Source organism: Thalassospira sp. Z349TD_5 (assembly GCF_056173045.1).
In genome coordinates, this window is sequence record NZ_CM149654.1 from 592,124 (window position 1) to 610,270 (window position 18,147).

Here is an 18,147-nt window from a genome sequence, read left to right on the forward strand (position 1 = left end):
TTTTTGATTTCCCCCGAAACCTTGAGGTTGGAATATGACGTTGTTTAAGCATGGTTTTCAAGTGGTACATGAAAAAAAACTGTTAAAGTTTAATGGTGTTATGCAATTTTTGGTTGGGCGGTAATTTTGCCGAAAGGAAGGGACCTTATGCGCGTCGTGTTTATGTTTGTTGTGAGTGATTTCGCATTTGAGCGATAACCGATCATTCTAAATTCAAGGTTGATCGAATTTCGCTCTTTATAACGCAATTTTTCACGGTTTCCCTAGTTGTTTTCTTGGCATGTTAATTGCCCATCCTTGAGTCCTTATCAACTTAGGGAGGAAACAATGCGTAAATCAAAAATCCTGATCGCAGCGTCGGTTATTCTGGGCATGGCCTGTGCCAATGCTGTTCATGCCGAAGACCGGTTTGCCTCAAAATTTGGTCCGAATGACCAGATCGGGGCGGCCAATAATCTAAGTGCAGAAACAACCCTGGCAGCGATCAAGCTGATCTCAACGGGAAAGGTCTATTCACTGGGGATGGAAATTTCACGCGAAACACCGGCCTTTGCGCCGCGTGGTGTTGCGGTAACAGTATTCTCGCCCAGTCAAAGCGGGAATAAAACCATCGGCAGCAATTCCGGAACATATAACGATGATATGTTCACTGGCTGGCTGGGCGTCGGGACCCAGATTGATGGCCTTGGTCATCTTGGCGATCATCACACCTATTATAACAATAATCATGCCGAGGACTTTGTCATGGCCACCGGTCTGACCAAGCTTGGCATTGAAAATGTGCCACCGATTGCGACGCGGGGTGTGTTGCTTGATATTGCAGCGATCAAGGGAACAGATCGCCTTGACGGTGGGTATGTGATTACCCTTGATGATCTGATGAAGGCGCAAAAAGCGGCCGGAACAGAAATTCGCAAAGGTGATGTGGTTTTGATCCATACCGGATGGCTTGATCTGGTGGGCAAGGATGATGGGCTTTATGGCCGTACCGAACCTGGTCTTGGGCTTGCGGCCGCGTCCTGGCTGGCTGATCAGGGTGTTGTCGCCGTTGGGGCCGATACATGGGGGCTTGAAGCCGTCCCGCATGAAGACCCGGAGGCGTTTTTCCCGGTTCACGTCAAACTTCTGGCCGAAAACGGGGTTTATATCCTGGAAAACATTGTCACTCGCGACCTTGCTGCAGACCGTGCGCATGAGTTCTTGTTTGTACTGGGTCAGGCCAAGCTTAAAGGTGCGGTGCAGATGATCATTAATCCGGTGGCTGTCCGTTGAACTGACAATTGGCATTTGATGTTAAACATAGAAACCGGCGGTCCATCAGGATCGCCGGTTTCTGTTAGCTTGCGTTAAGTCAGGTACTTGTTGAACCAGTCGATGGTGCGTTGCCATGCCAGTTCGGCCGCGTCTTTGTCGTAGCGCGGGGTGGTATCATTGTGGAACCCGTGATTGGCACCGGGATAGATGTGGGCCTCATGGACCTTATCATTGGCTTTGAGCGCCGCTTCATAGTCGGGCCAGCCGGCATTGATGCGTTCATCAAGCTCGCCGTATTGCAGCAATATCGGGGCTTGAATACGGGGCACGTCTGTGACGTCTGCCTGACGTCCATAAAATGGTACAGCAGCCCCCAGTTCCGGGTAGGCCACCGCCGCCGCGTTGGCAACACCCCCACCATAACAAAAGCCGGTGATGCCGATCTTGTCGGTTGTGGCATCATGAGTGGTGAGGAATTCAATGGCGGCGAAAAAATCATTCATCAGCTTGGTCGGGTTGACCTCGCGTTGCAGTTCACGGCCCTTGTCATCATTGCCGGGATATCCGCCAACCGATGTCAGGCCATCGGGGGCAAGGGCGATAAAACCCGCTTTGGCAACGCGGCGCGCGACGTCTTCGATATAGGGGTTCAAACCGCGGTTTTCGTGCACCACGACAACGCCGGGAAGCTTGCCGGTCGCGTTGGCGGGCTTAACCAGATATCCGCGCACATCGCCATGGCCGTTGGGAGATGGATAGGTGATGTATTCGGGGACGATATCGGGATCGGTAAATTCAACTTGATTGGCAAGCGCGTAATCCGGGCTCATGGCACTTAGAGCCGCCGCAGCGGTAATGCCACCCACTGTGTAACGCCCTGCCCGGTCAAGGAACTCGCGCCGGGAAATAATCCCGTGGGCATAAAAATCATAAAGCTCAAGAAGCTCTGGCGAAAAATCCTTGGCAGTCAAACGTTTCATCGTGTGCTCCTTCGTCGGTGTGACTAAGTGGTGCAGAGATGGTGACGACGATTGAATTCAGGCATTTAAAAGGTGGTGTAGGCCGGGGGCAGGGGTTTGAGGATGTGATTTGAACGCTGTTTAGACGGTGCGGGAAGTTCACAGGGATGGCAAGTCACATTGGCGAGATCATTGTTATGAATGTGAGCCCGGTTACATCTGTGCATAATCGACGATTAAAAGACGGGATGTCAGGGCGTAATCACGCGAACCGGCTTTCCAGCAAGCCATGCCATAATGGCACCGACCGTTTCACCGTAAAATACATCCCACGTATGGCGCGTGACATAGCCAAGATGCGGGGTCAGCAAAAGACCATCGCAGCGGCGCAGTGGGTGGGATGCGGGCAACGGTTCGATGTCATAGACATCCAGACCGGCCCCGGCAATCTCGCGGTTGTTAACCGCCTCTATCAGGGCCGCGTCATCGACAATCGGGCCACGAGATGTGTTAATCAGATAGGCGGTTTTTTTCATGCATTTGAATTCATCGGTGCTTATCATGTCAGTGGTTCGGTCGGACAGGCGTTGATGAATGGTGACAAAATCGGCATCGGTCAAAAGGGCTTCTTTGTCTGGCATGTATTCGACGCCAAGTTCCGCACAGCGTTCCTTGGTTAAATTTTGGCTCCAGGCCGTGACGCGCATGTCAAAGGCCTTGGCGATGGTTGCAACCTTTGCACCCAGCCGACCAAGCCCGATGATGCCAAGGGTCGATCCGGCAAGGTCCTGCCCAAGCCCGACCTGCCAGCCGCCGGTGCGCATGGACGTGTTTTCCGGCACAACACCGCGCGCCAGACCCAGCATCAATGCGAATGTCAGTTCCGGTGTTGCGGTGGAGGGTGAATTGGTGCCGCAGACTGTTATGCCATGATCGTTGGCATAGGTCACATCAATCGCATCGTTGCGTTTGCCGGTGGTGACAATCAGTTTGAGGTTGGGAAGGTTTGACAGAACGGATGCAGGCAAGGGCGTTCTTTCGCGCATCACACAGAGCACATCAAACGGTTTGAGGCGTTCGCACAGTGCGTTGGGATCGGTGAGGGTGTCGTTAAAGACGCTGACATCGGCTTTTGACGTAACTTCTGACCAGTCGGCAGAGGACAGGGCAAGGTTTTGATAGTCATCAAGGATGGCAATGCGCATTGTCAGGCTTTTCCCATGAGGTGAAGGCTGGTGGTTGAGGCCTATGGTAGCGTGAAAATCAGCGACGTGTTGATGCCGCCAAAGGCGAAATTATTGCTCATCATATATCGGGCCGACAGGCTGCGTGCGGTGTCCTTGATATAATCAAGCTCCGCACAGGCCGGGTCGGGGGTTTTAAGGTTTGCGGTCGGAACAAACTTTCCGTCGCGCATCATTTCCAGTCCCAGCCATGCCTCGATCGCACCACAGGCGCCCAGCGTATGGCCAAAGTGGCCCTTAAGGGTATGGATCGGAATGGCGCGGTCAAACACGGCACGGGTGGCCTTGCTTTCGGCCAGATCGCCGTGGTCGGTGGCGGTGCCATGGCCATTGACGATGTCGATATCGGCCGGGGTCAGCCCCGCATCCTCAAGCGATTTACGCAGGGCGATTTCCATTTTGTCGGCTTGTGGCTGGGTGATATGGGCGCCATCGGAATTGGACGCAAACCCGACGATTTCACCATAAATGGTCGCCCCGCGCGCCTTGGCATGTTCGTATTCTTCCAGGATCAGCGTCCCGGCTCCTTCGCCAATCACCAGCCCGTCCCGATTTGCGTCATAGGGACGCGGGGTGATTTCGGGGTGGTCGTTATTGTCGCTGGTGGCAAACAGGGTGTCGAACACCGCGACCATGGTCGGACAGAGTTCCTCGGCACCACCGGCAATCATCAAATCCTGCATGCCGTATTTGATGGCTTCGTAAGCATAGCCGATCCCCATGCTGCCGGATGTGCAGGCGGTTGATGTTGGAATGATCCGCCCGCAAATGCCGTATAAAACGCCGATATTGACCGCCGAGGTATGGCTCATCATCTGGATATAGCTGGTCGCGGTGATGGCGTTGCTATCGCCAGTTTCCATCAGCTTGGTAAAGCCCATCACCGGCGGGGTGCTGCCAAATGATGACCCATAGGCAATGCCAAGGCGTCCGCCCTGCAAGGTGGCGGTATCATCGCGAAGCCCGGCCATCTCAAGCGCCTTGTCGGTGGCGGCAACCGACATCTGTGCAACACGGCCCATGCTGCGTAATTGTTTGCGGGTAAGCTTGCCCTTAAGCGTGAAGTCCTCAACCGGGCCAGCAAGGCGGGTGCGCAGATCATAGCGCCCATCCCAGTCATTCATGCGGCGAATGCCGGTCTCGCCCGCATACATCCGGGCTGAAATGGTGGGCCAATCATCGCCCAAGGCCGTAATTCCGGCCATGCCGGTGACAACAACGCGCCGGGTCATAGCATGCCCCCGTTTACACTGATGACCTGACGGGTGATGTAGGCGGCATCGCCTCCACACAGAAATGCAATGGTCGCGGCAACTTCATCGGCCGTACCATATCGGCGCATCGGGATCATTTTTTTGACCTCATCGGCGGGCAATTCATCGGTCATCTGGGTTTCAATCACCCCCGGCGCGACGGCATTGACGGTGATTTTGCGTTTAGCCAGTTCAAGCGCTAGCGATTTGACTGCGCCAATGATCCCGGCCTTGGACGCGGCATAATTGACCTGCCCGCGGTTGCCCGCCAGACCGGCGATGGAGGTCAGTGCGACAATACGACCGCCCTTTCGGCGCTGGATCATCGGCATGATGAGGGGCTTTATGACGTTATAAAACCCGTCCAGATTGGTATGCAGCACCGCATCCCAATCGTCATCTTCAAGGGCGGGAAAGGCGGCGTCACGGGTCAGGCCCGCATTGAGCACCACACCAAACGGCGCGCCATGTTCGGCAATGTCGGCTTCAAGGGCTGTGCGGGTGGCATCGCGGTCAGCAATGTCAAAGCGGATAAGACGCCCGGTGCGTCCCATGGCAACGACGTCATCTAGGACCCTTTGCGCGCCATCGCGGTCGGAATGATAATGAACGATGACATCATATCCATCGCGCGCAAGGCGTTTGGCGGTGGCGGCCCCGATGCCCTTGCTGGCACCTGTTACCAGAATGGTTTCTGTCATGGCGTTGTCGTTTCTTGGTTGTGGGTCGTGTGGGATGTGGCAAGAATGGCGTCTGTGTCACCGGGTTGAAAGACATTGATCTGGGCAGAGACAATCACATCATTTCCGTCGCGAATTTCGCCTTTGAAGACGCCCATTTCGCCATCTTCGAAAACATTTTCGACATATATATTTAATCGGGTGCCCGGTTCAAACCAGTCGCGGGTCATCGTCATTTTGCGGGTACCAAGCAAATAGCCGATGCGTGGAGCTGCGGCAGGATCGGCAGATTTGGCGCGCCAGCCACCATATGCGGCGACGGCCTGTGCGATATATTCAATCCCGACATAGGTGGGTACGCCGTGGTCTTTTTCAAAAAACATACTTGTTTGTTGAATCGTGACTTCAGCCTGAAGATGATCAGGCCCGGCATCGCAGACCCGATCAATCAGTAGCATCGGGACGGCATGCGGGACCAGTTCAGCAATGTCGGGCATGGTCTTTGTGGATGTGCTGGTCATGATGGCATCCGCGCGGGGATAAAACCGCGTCCGAGAATGACTGATACGTTGCTGCCGCCAAAGGCGAAGGAATTGCTGATCATGGCAAGCCTATCGTTCGGTGCAAGTCGCTGCCCCGATTGTTCGACGAGGTTCATTTCGGCAACAGCCGGGTCAGTAACACCGTCCCAGTGATGGCGGGGCAATGGCGCGCCATCATGTGCCTGTTGTAGTGAAAGCCAAAGAATGGCGGCCTCAATCGCGCCTGCTGCACCCAGTGTGTGACCGGTCATGGGTTTGGTTGAACTGACGGCGACGGATGGGCCGAATATCTGTGCGATGGCGGTGCTTTCCATGCTGTCATTTAGCGGGGTCGCGGTGCCATGCATGTTGATATAGCCAATATCATCAGGCGTCAGTCCGGCATGCGCCAGTGCGGATTTCATCGCGGCAATTGCCCCGGTCCCGTCGGGGTGCGGGGCATTGGGATGATGGGCATCGGATGTTTCACCAACCCCCATCAGGGCAATGTCGCCTGTGTCCCGGCGCAGCGTGAACAGCGCACAGCCTTCGCCGATATTGATGCCGTCACGATTTTTACTGAGCGGATTGCAGATGCCTTCGGAAATGGAATTAAGCGCATCAAATCCACGCACGGTCAGGCGGCACAGACTGTCGACCCCGCCAACAATGACGGCATCACACATGCCCGCATCCATCAATCGCAGGGCGGATGCGAAGGCCTTACCACTTGAGGAGCAGGCGGTCGAAATCACATAGGCAGGACCCGACAGACCCAGCGCATCGCGCAAAAACGCGGCAGGCGATCCGATTTCCTGATGCTCATAGCGAAAACCGGGGGCCCATGTGCCGGTTTGCAGCATGTCCTGATACCCGGTGGTGCCTTCTTCGATGCCCGAGGTGCTGGTGCCCAGAATGATGCCGATGCGGTCTTTGCCAAAGGTCGTAATCAGATCGTTAATTTCAGAGGTGATCTGAGCCGTGGCGGTCCATAGCAGGCGGTTGTTGCGGGTATCATATTGCGTAAGATGATCGGGCACGGGGGCAAGCGGGCCGGTTACGGTGCCAAGCATGGTGGTGCGATCAACCAGAAAATCGTCATGGGCAATCATGTCCGCCGGGCGGTCGCCAAACAGGGTGCGCGATGTTTGCTCTATCCCCTGTCCAAGGGCGGAGACAATACCAAGGGCCGACAGAAAGGTAGAAGTCACCGACATCATCAGGACCCCAGTCTCTGCGATCTGATGGTCAGGGTATAGCCCAGTTTCATATTGCGCAGGGTTGCCACACCCTGCCACGGGTCGCGGATCGGTTTTTCAATCGTAACAAACACCAATCCATCACCGGTGGTGCGGATGGTGCGTTGACCCATGGTTTCCTCGACGGTCATGGATTGGTCGACCACGTCACTGACAACATCGTCGGGCCAATAGGTCATGACCATATCGCCAAGCAACCGTTCAGGGTCAAGGGCATCTGGCACCCAGTCGGCCTTGACGATGTTGAGCCCATCAAGGGTCCAGTCAATGGTCATGGCCCGGCGGCCAAGGTCATCAAGAACGGCAATCCTAACCTGACCGGGCTGGGCCGAAATCCGGGCAAGGAAAGTGGCCGTGCTCGGCTGACCGTTTTGGGGGCGCCATTGTGCAGTGACCTGTTGGGTGGCCTCAAGGCTTTGAACATTGTCCCACGGGTTTTCCGGTAACTCGATGGTGATCCCCGGTGCCAGTGCAACCGTATACGCAGGATTGGACGCAAACGGGTTCGGGACCGTCAGGTCGGCAAAATCCGTCACGCATGCGTTCAGAGACAGGGTCATGAATAGGATCAGGATGGATCGCATAGGTCGTGCAACATCTCCAGATAACGGTCGGTTTTGCTTACCAGCGGATTGTCGAGGTTCCAGGCGTATCCTGCAAGGATCGAAACAACCATACGTTTGAGTTTTGTATCATCATCGGGCTGATTGAAAATAATCGTTTGTAGACGTCCGTCATACCATGCATCGACATATGAACGGAACGTTTCCACACCCCGGTTAAGCGGAATGGCGTAATCCGCATCCCAATCGACGGCCTGACCATTGTGACGCGCAATAAGCGCCTTTGCCGCCAGTTCGGCGGAATGCATGGCAATGGTCACACCCGATGAAAAAACTGGATCAAGGAAACCAGCAGAATTGCCGAGAAGGACATAGCCGTCGCCAAAAAGGGTGTCCGATTGCGCGCTGTATCCGGCAATGGCATTCAGCGGACGGGTTGGTTCGGCCTTGGCCAGAAGGGGACCAAGGCCGGTATCGCCGATCAGGCGATCAAAGATGGCCTGATCATCAAGACCATCAAATTCCGGGTCCTGATCGGGGTAAATCACCCCGACAGAGGACGTGCCATCGGAAAACGGAATCAGCCAATACCAGATTTCGGAGCGGACGGGGTGGACCGTGATCAGGATTTTTTCCCGGTCATAATTGGGGTCGGATATATGGTCGCGCATATGGGTAAAGATGGCGCGTCGTTCTGCCAATTGACCGGATTTGGCGCTGCCGAGCATCCGGGGAAGGACCCGGCCATAACCACTGGCGTCGAGAACAAATGTCGATCTTATTCGACCGGTTTGACCCGCATCATTTTCATAGTCGAGGGTACAGTCACCATCGCGCAAGACCGCATCGGTGACCTTATGCCCAAAACGGATGTTGACCCCGGCGTCGATGGTGGTTTGGGCGAGAATGTGATCAAAGCGGCTGCGTTGAACCTGAAAGGTGGTGCCCCATCCGCTGTCTTCGAAATTTTCGCGAAAATCAATGGATTGATAAAGTGGTCCGCGTTCAAAGATGGCCCCGTTTTTGTGCTGGAAAGCGGCCTTTTCAACCGCATCAAGCAAACCGGCCCGCTCAAGCACATTCATGCAGTGAGGCAGAAGGCTTTCGCCGATGACAAAGCGCGGGAAGGTTTGCGCTTCGAGCACAATCACGCTTAATCCCGCATCACGAAGAAATTTGGCGGCAACCGTTCCGGCTGGTCCGGCACCGATGATGGCGATGTCACAATCGGTCATGAGGTGGCTTTCAGAATGATTGTCAGACATCGGATTGATCGGCTTTCACGGATGTGGGGCACATGGCATAGGACAGCACCCATGCAGTTGGAAGTCCAATGGCCATGATGGTTCCGATGGCACTGACCACGGGAACAGAACTGCTGGCGAGCAGGCCAAAGGCCAGAATGCTGCTGATCAGCGATAAAAACACGGCAAACCGGGTTGCATCCTGCTGGCCGTGCTTTTGGCTTTCAGAAAAGAAGATCACGTAGTCAGCCCCGATGGCAAACACCAGAAACAGTGCCATGATGGTGAAGAAATTGATTGTGATCCCGATTGCAGCCGCCCCGCCAAGGGCAACAAGCATCGCCCCCGCAGGCGTTCCCAAAACACATAGCCCACGGATCATGCCATAGCGTCCCATGGCAAGGCCCCCGGCAATCAGCAAGGCAATCGCCAATCCCATCGTTGCTCCGTTGCGATAACGGGTAAACTGGTCGGTGATGGTGGCACGCGGGTTGATCAAACGGGCGGCGTCGATGTTGGCAATTGCCGTGGCAACGGCATTGGCATCGGTCACGGCGTTTAGCCGGACGATATCGGTCATGCCATCACGCAGGTTTGCCAGTTCCGGGAACTGGGCAAAGGCATCTTCGTCGGCCTGTAAATAAGGGGCGTCGGGGTTGGGCGTTTGAATGTTGATCGGAAGCAGCGGGGCCAGTTTTGGTGCGTAGGCTTCAAAGAGCTGATCTTTGATCAGGGTACGGTTTTCGTCCTGTCGTTTGATTGATGGGATCATGTCCGACAAACCAAAGGCAGACCCGACAGTGCCGTCTTTGATCAGGGGGCGGAGTGCGTTTTGTACGGCCTCGCCCGTTTGAAGGCGGGTTTGGCTGTCTGCGCCATCAATCCGGATAAAGACGGGGTTACCGCCCATGCCCATGGTATCCCCGATCAGGCGCGCCTGCGTTGTCAGGGGGTCGTTGCCATGCCCGAGATGGCGGATGTCATCGTCGGTTGGTATGAACAAAACGCAGACCGCAAATCCACCAAGGATGGCAAGCGCACCTATCCCCCGGACCAACCGGGGCAGTTGTAGGCGGCGCAAGGTATCATCAAGTTTCTGATACGCACGCGGGATGAGCGACCGGTGCTTGACGCTTCGCACGGGCAAAAGTGGGAGGATGAAAAGCACGGTGACATAGGCCGCGATAAGCCCGGCGATGGAATAAACCGCGATTTGAGCCAGAAGGATGGCCGGGCTGATGGCCAAAACCGCAAAGCCGCAAACCGAGGTCAAAAGGCCAAGGCTTAGGCCGGAACGGATCGTCGCAATCCGGGCCGTCGGTGATTTTTCATCGGCGGGTAGCACCAGATAATGCAGCGCATAATCGACCGATATCCCGATTAGACTGGCCCCGAAGACCAGCGCAATGGCATGAATGCCATCGAAAATGAGGGTGACGGCAGCAATACCGGCGATCAAGCCGCTGCCGACCGTGATCAAGGTGCCGATTAACGGGAGTGGGGAGAAAAACACACTAAGCACCATGGCAAAAATGCCAAGGGTCGCAATGATGGCGATGCGTTGGACATCGGATTTTGCCGCTGATGCCTCGGCCACAGCGAAAAAGACTTGCCCGGTTTTTGCGATGGTGAGCCCGTCAGATTGATCTGCGGTGCTTTGGGCGTTGGCGATGGCGTCATTGACCTTGCCCACCCATGCGATGTCCCGTCCTTGACGCCGAAGGTCCAGGGTCAGGGTTATAAGGATCGGGGTGTGGAAGTGGTTGTCTCTTTGCACGATCCCGGAAGAGCCAAGTTTGTTGCCCAGTTCGGCCAGAAAACCGGGAAGCAGGGAAAACGGATCAGCACGGAGCGATGCCGCACTGAGCATTGAAGCAGGCGCATACAGCGTTTTGACGGCGTTTTGATAAACCGCTTCACCGTTGCCGTCACGCAAAAGTGCCCGGTCCCTGTCCGACAGCAGGCTTTGCGCATGGGGCAGGTAAAAATCTGAAAGCCGCGCAAGGTTTCCCGCGTCATATCCCGGCATAGAAACCGACTTTGTGCCCGGAATGTTTGTGATGTCAGAAGCCAACGTACGGGTTGCCGTTTCAAGCATATCTTGCTGGTTGGCCGACACCATGATGATGGCCTGATTGGCATCATTTGCCAGTAAGTCGCGCACGGTTTCGATATCGGGTTTGCGGGCAGCATCGTCGGTTTTCTCCAACCCGATCAGGGACAGGACATCGCCATCAATCCGGGCATTGCCCGATGTGACCTGCCAAATGGCAAAGGTCGCCATGATCAACAGGAAAATACCCCATATACCCCCCCGCACTGCCATCAATCAGGGTTTCCCGAAAGCAGATTGGCAAGATCATCGGGAAGTGGCAGCTCGTGGCGTTTTTGGTTGCTCAACGTGATTTCGTCGCGATCACCTGATGGTTTGTGCAGGGTGACGTGGGTGACAAACTCATCGCCCTTAACAATGATCTGGCTGACCTGTTCGGACAATCCGTTGTTGTTCTTTGGGGCCAGTGTGACTTGCCAGTTCGGTGCTGTGGCGGTCTTTGTCGGTGTGATGGTGAATTGATCAGACAGCGGTTCCCAGTTTCCGGCAAGAACGGCTGAAATCAGCGCGATGAACTGATGAAACCGGGCGCCAGATGCAATGGTTTCAAATGTGCCGTCATCATGTTTGCGGGTAATTCCCTGATCGTTCATCACGGTGGTATCGGGAAACGGTTTCAGGTTTTGCCAAATCAGACCTTTGTGGGGCGACAGGGCAAATTCACCGGTCGAGGTCAGCGGGGCGTCAAAGCCGTCAAGATGGCGGTCAAGGGCAAAGGTGCCGGTCAGATATTGCTGATCGCTGATCGGGGTTGGCATGGCGGCGGACGGCAAATCTGCCTTGGGCGCGGTTCCGTCGGCGCGTGCTGGAATTACCGACAGCATTGCGACTAGGAACAGAGTCAAGGCGGATACTGCCAATGGTAAAAACCAGCGGTGCGTCATGGGGTCATGGCCTCCAGCCTCTCAATCAGGAAGTCGGGACTGCGAAACAGCATTTCGCCGGTGTCTTTTTCAACGGCGACCTGAATGGTAAAGCCCTTGGTCAGTTTGGTGCCGGTTTTTGCATCCGTGATCAGATAATCAATTTTCAGGCGGTTTTCGAATTCGTGTAAGGTTGCTGTGATGGTGATTTTTTGCCCAAAGGTGCACGGGCCAACATATTTGACCCGCATGTCAACAATCGGCCAGACATAGCCTGATGCATCCATTTGCGGATAGTTGTAGTCAATCTTTTCCAAAAGAGCACAGCGTGCATTTTCAAAGAACTGCACGTAGTTGCCATGCCAGACGACATTCATCGGATCAAGATGATAAAACTGGATCGTTTCGGTGACTGATGCACTGATCATGACGGGATTTCTTCATCATAAAGCGCCCAGTGGCGGTTCTGAATGCGCGACACCAGAAGGCGCAAGGTGCCTTCAAGCGGTTGGTCTTCGGCGATGAAGGGAATGTCTTCCTTTAGGTTGTCGATAAAGGCCGAAACCTTGGGGCCGAGTTGTTCCTTGGTTAATTCGCCAGATTTTTCGCGCAACGCGATGGCCTGACCAACAGCCAAAAGGTTTGCCGCCACGACCTGTTCGGTCAGTTGCAGGACGCGCAGGCAATCGCGTGCGGCAATCGTGCCCATGCTGACTTTGTCCTGATTATGACATTCGGTGGAGCGCGAAAAGACGCTGGCGGGCATGGTGTGTTTCAATGCCTCGGCCGTCCAGGCGGATGCGCCGATTTGAACGGCCTTAAGTCCGTGATTAATTGATGTGCGGTCGGGATCGGCCCCAGACAGGTTCGATGCCAGTCCGTGATTGAATTTGGTATCGACCAGAAGCGCCATCTGGCGATCCATCAAATCAGCCAGATTGGCCACCAGCGTTTTCATGCCATCGGCCACAAAGGCGACATGCCCACCATAGAAATGCCCACCATGCAGGATGGTGTTTTCCGTAACATCCAAAAGCGGGTTGTCGTTGGCACTATTGAGCTCAATTTCGAGGGTACGTCGGAAGGCCTGCATCATATCGGCCAGAACCCCGATTACATGCGGTGCGCAGCGCAGCGAATAGCGATCCTGAAGCCGGGCTGGTTGATAGTCATCACCCAGTGATGACAGATCGTCTTCAATCCATGCGGCGATTTGGGCCTGTCCGGGGTGGGGTTTGGCGGCAAAAAGACGTTTGTCGAAATGGGCGGGATTGCCAAGTAATCCCATGCTGGCAAGGGCGGTAATACGCGATGTGAGTTTGCACAGATAATTGGCACGGACAAAGGCCTGACACATCAAGGCGGTCATTACGGCCGTTCCGTTCATGATCGCAAGCGCCTCTTTGGGGCGCAAGGTCAGTGGGGTTAATCCGGCGGTTTCCAATGCGTCTTGGGCGGATGTTTTCAGACCGCGATAAAGAACGTCGCGTTCGCCGATCAAGGCAGCGGCAACATAGGAAAGCGGGGTGAGATCCCCACTGGCACCCACCGATCCTTCTTCGGGGATCAGCGGGGTAATGTCATGGGCAAGCAGGTTTACCAGTTGATTGAGCAAATCGACACTGACACCGGAATAGCCGGTGCAAAGCGATGCCAGACGCACGGCCAAAACGGCGCGTGCCTGTTCGGGGCCAAGAATATCGCCGAGCCCACAGCCGTGAAAGCGGCTCAGATGAAGTGGTAGTTCCGCAACCAGTTCGGGTGGCACGCGGCGTGAAACAGAATCACCATAGCCGGTGGTCACACCGTAAATATGGCCCTTGTCGCGCAGTTGCTGATCTAGGAAATCAGCACCCTTTTGAATGCGGGTGCGAAAATCGCGATCCCCTGAAAGCACAGGCTGGGCGCGTTGTTCGGACAGGGCAATGACATCTTCGACCGTAAGATCGTTTTCGCCAAAGATTACATTGATGTGGTTATCGGTCATTACCGTCCTTTTTCTTTGCCCAGAAGTCATGGAAATTGAACCATTGTAGTGGTTCAGTAACAACTATCTTTTCAAGCCATTGCGCATATTGGCTGGCATAGGCTGCGATGGCGTCGGTTCGGTTTTGACGCGGTAAGGTCAGACTGTCGGCCAGTTTTTGCCACGCGATTTTAAAACGTTTGTCCGTGCGCCAAGCCGCTGCCATATAGACTGGGCATTGTAGCAGATACGCCAGAATAAACGGTCCCTGCGGGAAAGGTGCATCTTGGCCAAGGAACGGAACTGCGACGGATTTATCGCGTGCACCAATCGCAACCCGGTCCGAGGCAATGACAATCCATTCCCCGCGTTCAACCCGCTCACGCAGCATGATGGCGGTATCGGGTCCAATGTCGGTGACCTCAATCAGATCGACCTGGCTTTCCGGCGCCAGTTTTTGCACGACGCGGCCAAACCGGGCGGCATTTTTTTGATGCAGCAAGACATTGACGCGGAAATCGCGGTCGCGGCTGGCGATGGCGCGCACCAGTTCCATATTGCCAAAATGCGATACCAGCAGCACTGCGGCCTGATCACGCGGCATATAGGCAAAGAGGTTGTCGGCGTCATCGGGCAATTCCAGATCGCCCAGTTTTAATTCACCACACCAAGCGGCGATTTTATCAAGCGCACTTTCACCAAAGCGCAGGAAATGACGGAAGCTGTTCCAACGGGTTGGGGCAACGGGTGCACCATTCTGGTGTGCACGGGTCAGAAAATCATGCGATGCGCGCCGTGCAATGCCGCCGGTCAGATAAAAATAAGTAATGACGGGCAGCATGATGGCAAGGCAAACCCGCCGTCCGGCAACGCGGTAAACCCAGCCAAGAAACCGCACGCCAAAATACATGCCGCGTTCGTCGATTTCAGACCAGTGGTTTGAGGCATCTGTGCTGGGCTTGGCAAATTTTCCACCGCGCCAGATAAAGCCGGGCAGGCGGCCAAGCATGCCAAAAACCAGCCTTGTGTGCATCGCACTGATCAGAAGGTTATCTTCGAACATGCGAAAGTTTGACGTATTGCCTTCGGGATAGGTGACCTTTGTCGGCACATGAATGATCGGAACCCCGCGCCAATACATCCGCACCATCAGTTCGGTGTCGAAATCCATTTTGTTACCCGCACCTTCGTCGTGCCAGACCGCGAGGCTTTGCTTGATCGGATAGACGCGAAACCCGCACATGCTGTCGCGGATGGTGGTCGACAGGGTTTCAATCCAGACCCAGACATGGGTGATCCAACGGCCGATTTTACGGCCCAATGGGATGGTGTCGTCATAGACCGGAAGGCCGGTGATCAGCGCGTTTGGATGGCGGCGGGCCTGTGTCAGCATTTCCGAAAGCTGGTCGAGGTCATGTTGACCATCGGCATCAATCTGAATCGCATGGGTAAATCCCGCCGCACTGGCATGTGCCATACCCTGCATGACGGCAACACCCTTGCCGCTGTTGATTGCCAAGCGGTGGCAGGTTACCCCGTGTTCCGGATCGTGCAGGGACTGGACTTTTTGTTCGGTCGCAACGTCGGACCCATCATCAATGATGAAAACATGCAGGTCATGGGTGCGTACGTGCTCAACAACATCGGCCAAAACCTGATGGTGGTTATGGGTCGGGATCAGGGCGCATATTTTCACGGTGCGGTTTCCTGATCCTGGCTGGCGATGCGAAACTTGACTGTACCGGAGCTATGAACGCCGCCCGCGTCGGAATGATAGCTAAATCGCACCTTTGGCCCGGTGACATCAAAATCAAGATCAAGTTTAAGTTCGTCATCGGGCGATATTGGTCGGCGGAACTTAAGCTGGCTGACCTCTCCGACCGTGTTCGGGCTGCCAAAAAGGGTGGCGGCGGTTTGAACAACCCAGTGCAGTTGAACAACACCGGGAAGGATCGGATGATCTGGAAAATGTCCCTGAAAACAGGTCATATCGCGACGAAGGGTTAAGCCAAGAATGGCCTTTTGCCCATCACGGGTTTGGCTATGAATGACCGGCCCAAGATTGGCATTTTTGGTGAAAAGGGCGCGCAAAAGATGCAAGGGGCGTTTGCCCTGACTGTCGGTCGGGAGTTGGTCGACAAAGCGCCAGCGTTGCGGGAGTGCTGCGTCGTCTTCAAATCGGGCAACTTCACGGCGCAGCAACCGACCCATGCGAAACGGGCCACGTTTTTGCAAGTGATCCTTGCCGGGTTCGGTCAGAACCGCGACTACTGCCAAGCGGCGATCATTTTCGTCGGCCAGTAAGGCAACGGCGTCTTGAACCAGATCGCTTTGGCGCAGATGTTGTTCAACCGCGCCAAGGGATATGCGTTTGCCTTCGACCTTCACCACCCGGTCGGCGCGACCGTGCAGGGTGAAACATCCGGTATCACTGTCAATTGTTGCGCGGTCTTCGGTTTGATACCAGTCATTCCCGGCAATATGGCGGGCGCAAACGCGCAGGCATCCCGCATCATTAAGGCTGGTTTGCAGGCCCGGTAATGGGGTCCATGCAGACAATGGCCCGGTTTGTTGGCGCCACGCAATGCCGCCGGTTTCCGTGCTGCCGTAAATTTCCGTCGGGCAAATGCCCAGAACGCGGGTGGCTTCCTGTGCAGTGGCAAAATCAAGCGGCCCGCCCGATGACAACACCAGTGACGGGCGCGGTGCAGCTTCAAGGTCGGGATGCAGGTTTTTAAGCTGAGCGGGGCTTGTAATCAAAACGTCACCGGCGGCCATGTCAGGAATGATCATGTCCCAGAACGGCGTTGGGTCTGCACTAAACGTCTGTTTGGTGATGACAGGCCAGATGATGCGAAAGATCAGGCCGTAAATATGTTGATGCGACACCAGCCCGATCATGCGGGCACCCTGTGGCATTATGGGATGCCAAAGGGGAATTTGGGTTTGAATTTCGTCTTCGATCTGGGCGAGTGATTTTATGACCGGTTTGGGCTGTCCGCTTGACCCCGATGTAAAGAAAATGGCCGCGCATGCGGTGCTGGTTGGTAACCGCATGTCAAAGGCGGAAATGTCCGTCGGGCTCACCAGACGGGCATCAATGGCATCGTCATCAAGATACAGATCAAACTGCTGATTGATCTCATCAAGGTAACCGGGTTTGTCGGTTGCGGGCAGGATGGCTGTACCGCCACTGCGCCAGACCGCGGCAAGGGCAATCAGAAACCGGCGTGCGGATTGGCAGTAAATTGCGATGCGTTGCCCGGTCGAGATCGAGGCAGCCAAATGGTCAATGTCGCGAACGATATCCGTAACGCAATAGGTCACGCCGTTTTCCAGACACAGGGGCGTCTGCGCGTTTTTGTCGTCATATAGATGTTCGAAAAAAACGCTCATACCTGTTCCTGACGGGGACGGTTCTGGGTGTGACGGTCGTGACGGGCGCGCAGAAGCCGACGCACGGGCCATTCACCAACAAACAAAATGCCGATCAGAACATAGGATATCAGCCCGTTATAGAGCGTCCATGTTTCCAGACTGGCATAAAGGGCCGTCCATCCGGCAATAAGCCCATTCGCAATGAAAAACCCGATCCAGACCTTGGTCAGCTTACGTGTATAGGCACGGGCATAGCCATCTAGTTCTGCCGACCGCATGCGGGCAAACCTTTCAATAATCGGCATGCCCGAAAACAGCGAGACGGTGAAAACCGCTGCAAGGGTGGTAGCAACAATGACCGGGTAAAAGCGGATGGCGACCAGTTCACTGGCGATCCCGGCAAGGGACAGAATAATGGCGACGAGTAAGGCCAGTCCGGCCTGCAGATGCTTCCTGTTGATTAGAAACAGGATGGCGCGGACGACAATGGCAGCCAAAAGCAAAAACAGGATGACACGCGATGAAAATGACGACAATCCAAAATAGACCAGTACCGGATACACCACACCCAGCAGGGACAGGACGAGTGTGGCGATGCGGTTAGGAGCTGACCAGGACATGAATCTTCTCGACCACGTCATCGACTGTTCGAACCGATTTGAATTCTGTCGCCGGAATTTTTTTGCCTGTGAGTTCCTGAAACTTCACGATGAGATCGACGGCATCGATACTGTCAAGATCGAGGTCTTCCATCAGGTGCGCGTCCGGGGTGATGTCTTCTGCCGGGACTTCAAACAGGTCAACGAGGTAGGTATGCAACTGGTTATAGATTTCTTCGCGGCTATGCATG

17 protein-coding genes are annotated in these 18,147 nt (G+C 55.0%); 1 reads left to right on the forward strand and 16 read right to left on the reverse strand.

Features of this window, described 5'->3' with window-relative positions; genetic code table 11:
- Positions 1-327 precede the first annotated feature (327 nt).
- A complete protein-coding gene (locus AC0VXT_RS02645; RefSeq protein ID WP_475547391.1) occupies positions 328-1,272 on the forward strand; it encodes a cyclase family protein in 945 nt (314 codons plus the stop codon).
- 74 nt (positions 1,273-1,346) lie between these two features.
- On the opposite strand, the gene yghX is transcribed toward AC0VXT_RS02645, so the two are convergent.
- The 16 genes from yghX to AC0VXT_RS02725 form a co-directional block, all read right to left on the reverse strand.
- Positions 1,347-2,234 (reverse strand): YghX family hydrolase, encoded by an 888-nt coding sequence (gene yghX / locus AC0VXT_RS02650; protein WP_475547392.1) that lies wholly within the window; start codon positions 2,232-2,234, stop codon positions 1,347-1,349.
- Positions 2,235-2,464: 230 nt separating this feature from the next.
- Positions 2,465-3,418 (reverse strand): D-2-hydroxyacid dehydrogenase family protein, encoded by a 954-nt coding sequence (locus AC0VXT_RS02655; protein WP_475547393.1) that lies wholly within the window; start codon positions 3,416-3,418, stop codon positions 2,465-2,467.
- Positions 3,419-3,459: 41 nt separating this feature from the next.
- On the reverse strand, positions 3,460-4,689 hold the full coding sequence (locus tag AC0VXT_RS02660) for a beta-ketoacyl-ACP synthase (RefSeq protein ID WP_475547394.1): 1,230 nt from the start codon (positions 4,687-4,689) through the stop codon (positions 3,460-3,462).
- On the reverse strand, positions 4,686-5,411 hold the full coding sequence (fabG, locus tag AC0VXT_RS02665; protein ID WP_475547395.1) for a 3-oxoacyl-ACP reductase FabG: 726 nt from the start codon (positions 5,409-5,411) through the stop codon (positions 4,686-4,688). The genes AC0VXT_RS02660 and fabG overlap by 4 nt, the downstream gene beginning before the upstream one ends.
- The gene (locus tag AC0VXT_RS02670) at positions 5,408-5,911 is read right to left on the reverse strand and encodes a hotdog family protein (RefSeq protein WP_475547396.1); all 504 of its coding nucleotides are present in this window, start codon (positions 5,909-5,911) and stop codon (positions 5,408-5,410) included. Before AC0VXT_RS02670 ends, fabG begins: the two co-directional genes overlap by 4 nt.
- A complete protein-coding gene (locus tag AC0VXT_RS02675) occupies positions 5,908-7,122 on the reverse strand; it encodes a beta-ketoacyl-[acyl-carrier-protein] synthase family protein (RefSeq protein ID WP_475547397.1) in 1,215 nt (404 codons plus the stop codon). Before AC0VXT_RS02675 ends, AC0VXT_RS02670 begins: the two co-directional genes overlap by 4 nt.
- An 8-nt stretch (positions 7,123-7,130) precedes the next feature.
- On the reverse strand, positions 7,131-7,730 hold the full coding sequence (locus tag AC0VXT_RS02680) for a DUF3261 domain-containing protein (protein WP_475547398.1): 600 nt from the start codon (positions 7,728-7,730) through the stop codon (positions 7,131-7,133).
- 8 nt (positions 7,731-7,738) lie between these two features.
- On the reverse strand, positions 7,739-8,998 hold the full coding sequence (locus AC0VXT_RS02685; protein WP_475547399.1) for an NAD(P)/FAD-dependent oxidoreductase: 1,260 nt from the start codon (positions 8,996-8,998) through the stop codon (positions 7,739-7,741).
- On the reverse strand, positions 8,991-11,303 hold the full coding sequence (locus AC0VXT_RS02690) for an MMPL family transporter (protein WP_475547400.1): 2,313 nt from the start codon (positions 11,301-11,303) through the stop codon (positions 8,991-8,993). The genes AC0VXT_RS02685 and AC0VXT_RS02690 overlap by 8 nt, the downstream gene beginning before the upstream one ends.
- Entirely contained in the window at positions 11,303-11,974 is a 672-nt protein-coding gene (locus tag AC0VXT_RS02695; protein ID WP_475547401.1) for a LolA family protein, read from the reverse strand. The genes AC0VXT_RS02690 and AC0VXT_RS02695 overlap by 1 nt, the downstream gene beginning before the upstream one ends.
- Entirely contained in the window at positions 11,971-12,381 is a 411-nt protein-coding gene (locus AC0VXT_RS02700) for an acyl-CoA thioesterase (protein WP_475547402.1), read from the reverse strand. The genes AC0VXT_RS02695 and AC0VXT_RS02700 overlap by 4 nt, the downstream gene beginning before the upstream one ends.
- On the reverse strand, positions 12,378-13,940 hold the full coding sequence (locus AC0VXT_RS02705) for an HAL/PAL/TAL family ammonia-lyase (RefSeq protein WP_475547403.1): 1,563 nt from the start codon (positions 13,938-13,940) through the stop codon (positions 12,378-12,380). Before AC0VXT_RS02705 ends, AC0VXT_RS02700 begins: the two co-directional genes overlap by 4 nt.
- The gene (locus tag AC0VXT_RS02710) at positions 13,930-15,615 is read right to left on the reverse strand and encodes a glycosyltransferase family 2 protein (protein ID WP_475547404.1); all 1,686 of its coding nucleotides are present in this window, start codon (positions 15,613-15,615) and stop codon (positions 13,930-13,932) included. Before AC0VXT_RS02710 ends, AC0VXT_RS02705 begins: the two co-directional genes overlap by 11 nt.
- A complete protein-coding gene (locus AC0VXT_RS02715) occupies positions 15,612-17,315 on the reverse strand; it encodes an ApeI family dehydratase (RefSeq protein WP_475547405.1) in 1,704 nt (567 codons plus the stop codon). Before AC0VXT_RS02715 ends, AC0VXT_RS02710 begins: the two co-directional genes overlap by 4 nt.
- Complete coding sequence (locus AC0VXT_RS02720) at positions 17,312-17,917, reverse strand: COG4648 family protein (RefSeq protein ID WP_475547406.1); 606 nt, start codon at positions 17,915-17,917, stop codon at positions 17,312-17,314. The genes AC0VXT_RS02715 and AC0VXT_RS02720 overlap by 4 nt, the downstream gene beginning before the upstream one ends.
- Positions 17,898-18,146 (reverse strand): acyl carrier protein, encoded by a 249-nt coding sequence (locus tag AC0VXT_RS02725; RefSeq protein WP_475547407.1) that lies wholly within the window; start codon positions 18,144-18,146, stop codon positions 17,898-17,900. The genes AC0VXT_RS02720 and AC0VXT_RS02725 overlap by 20 nt, the downstream gene beginning before the upstream one ends.
- Position 18,147: the final 1 nt, after the last annotated feature.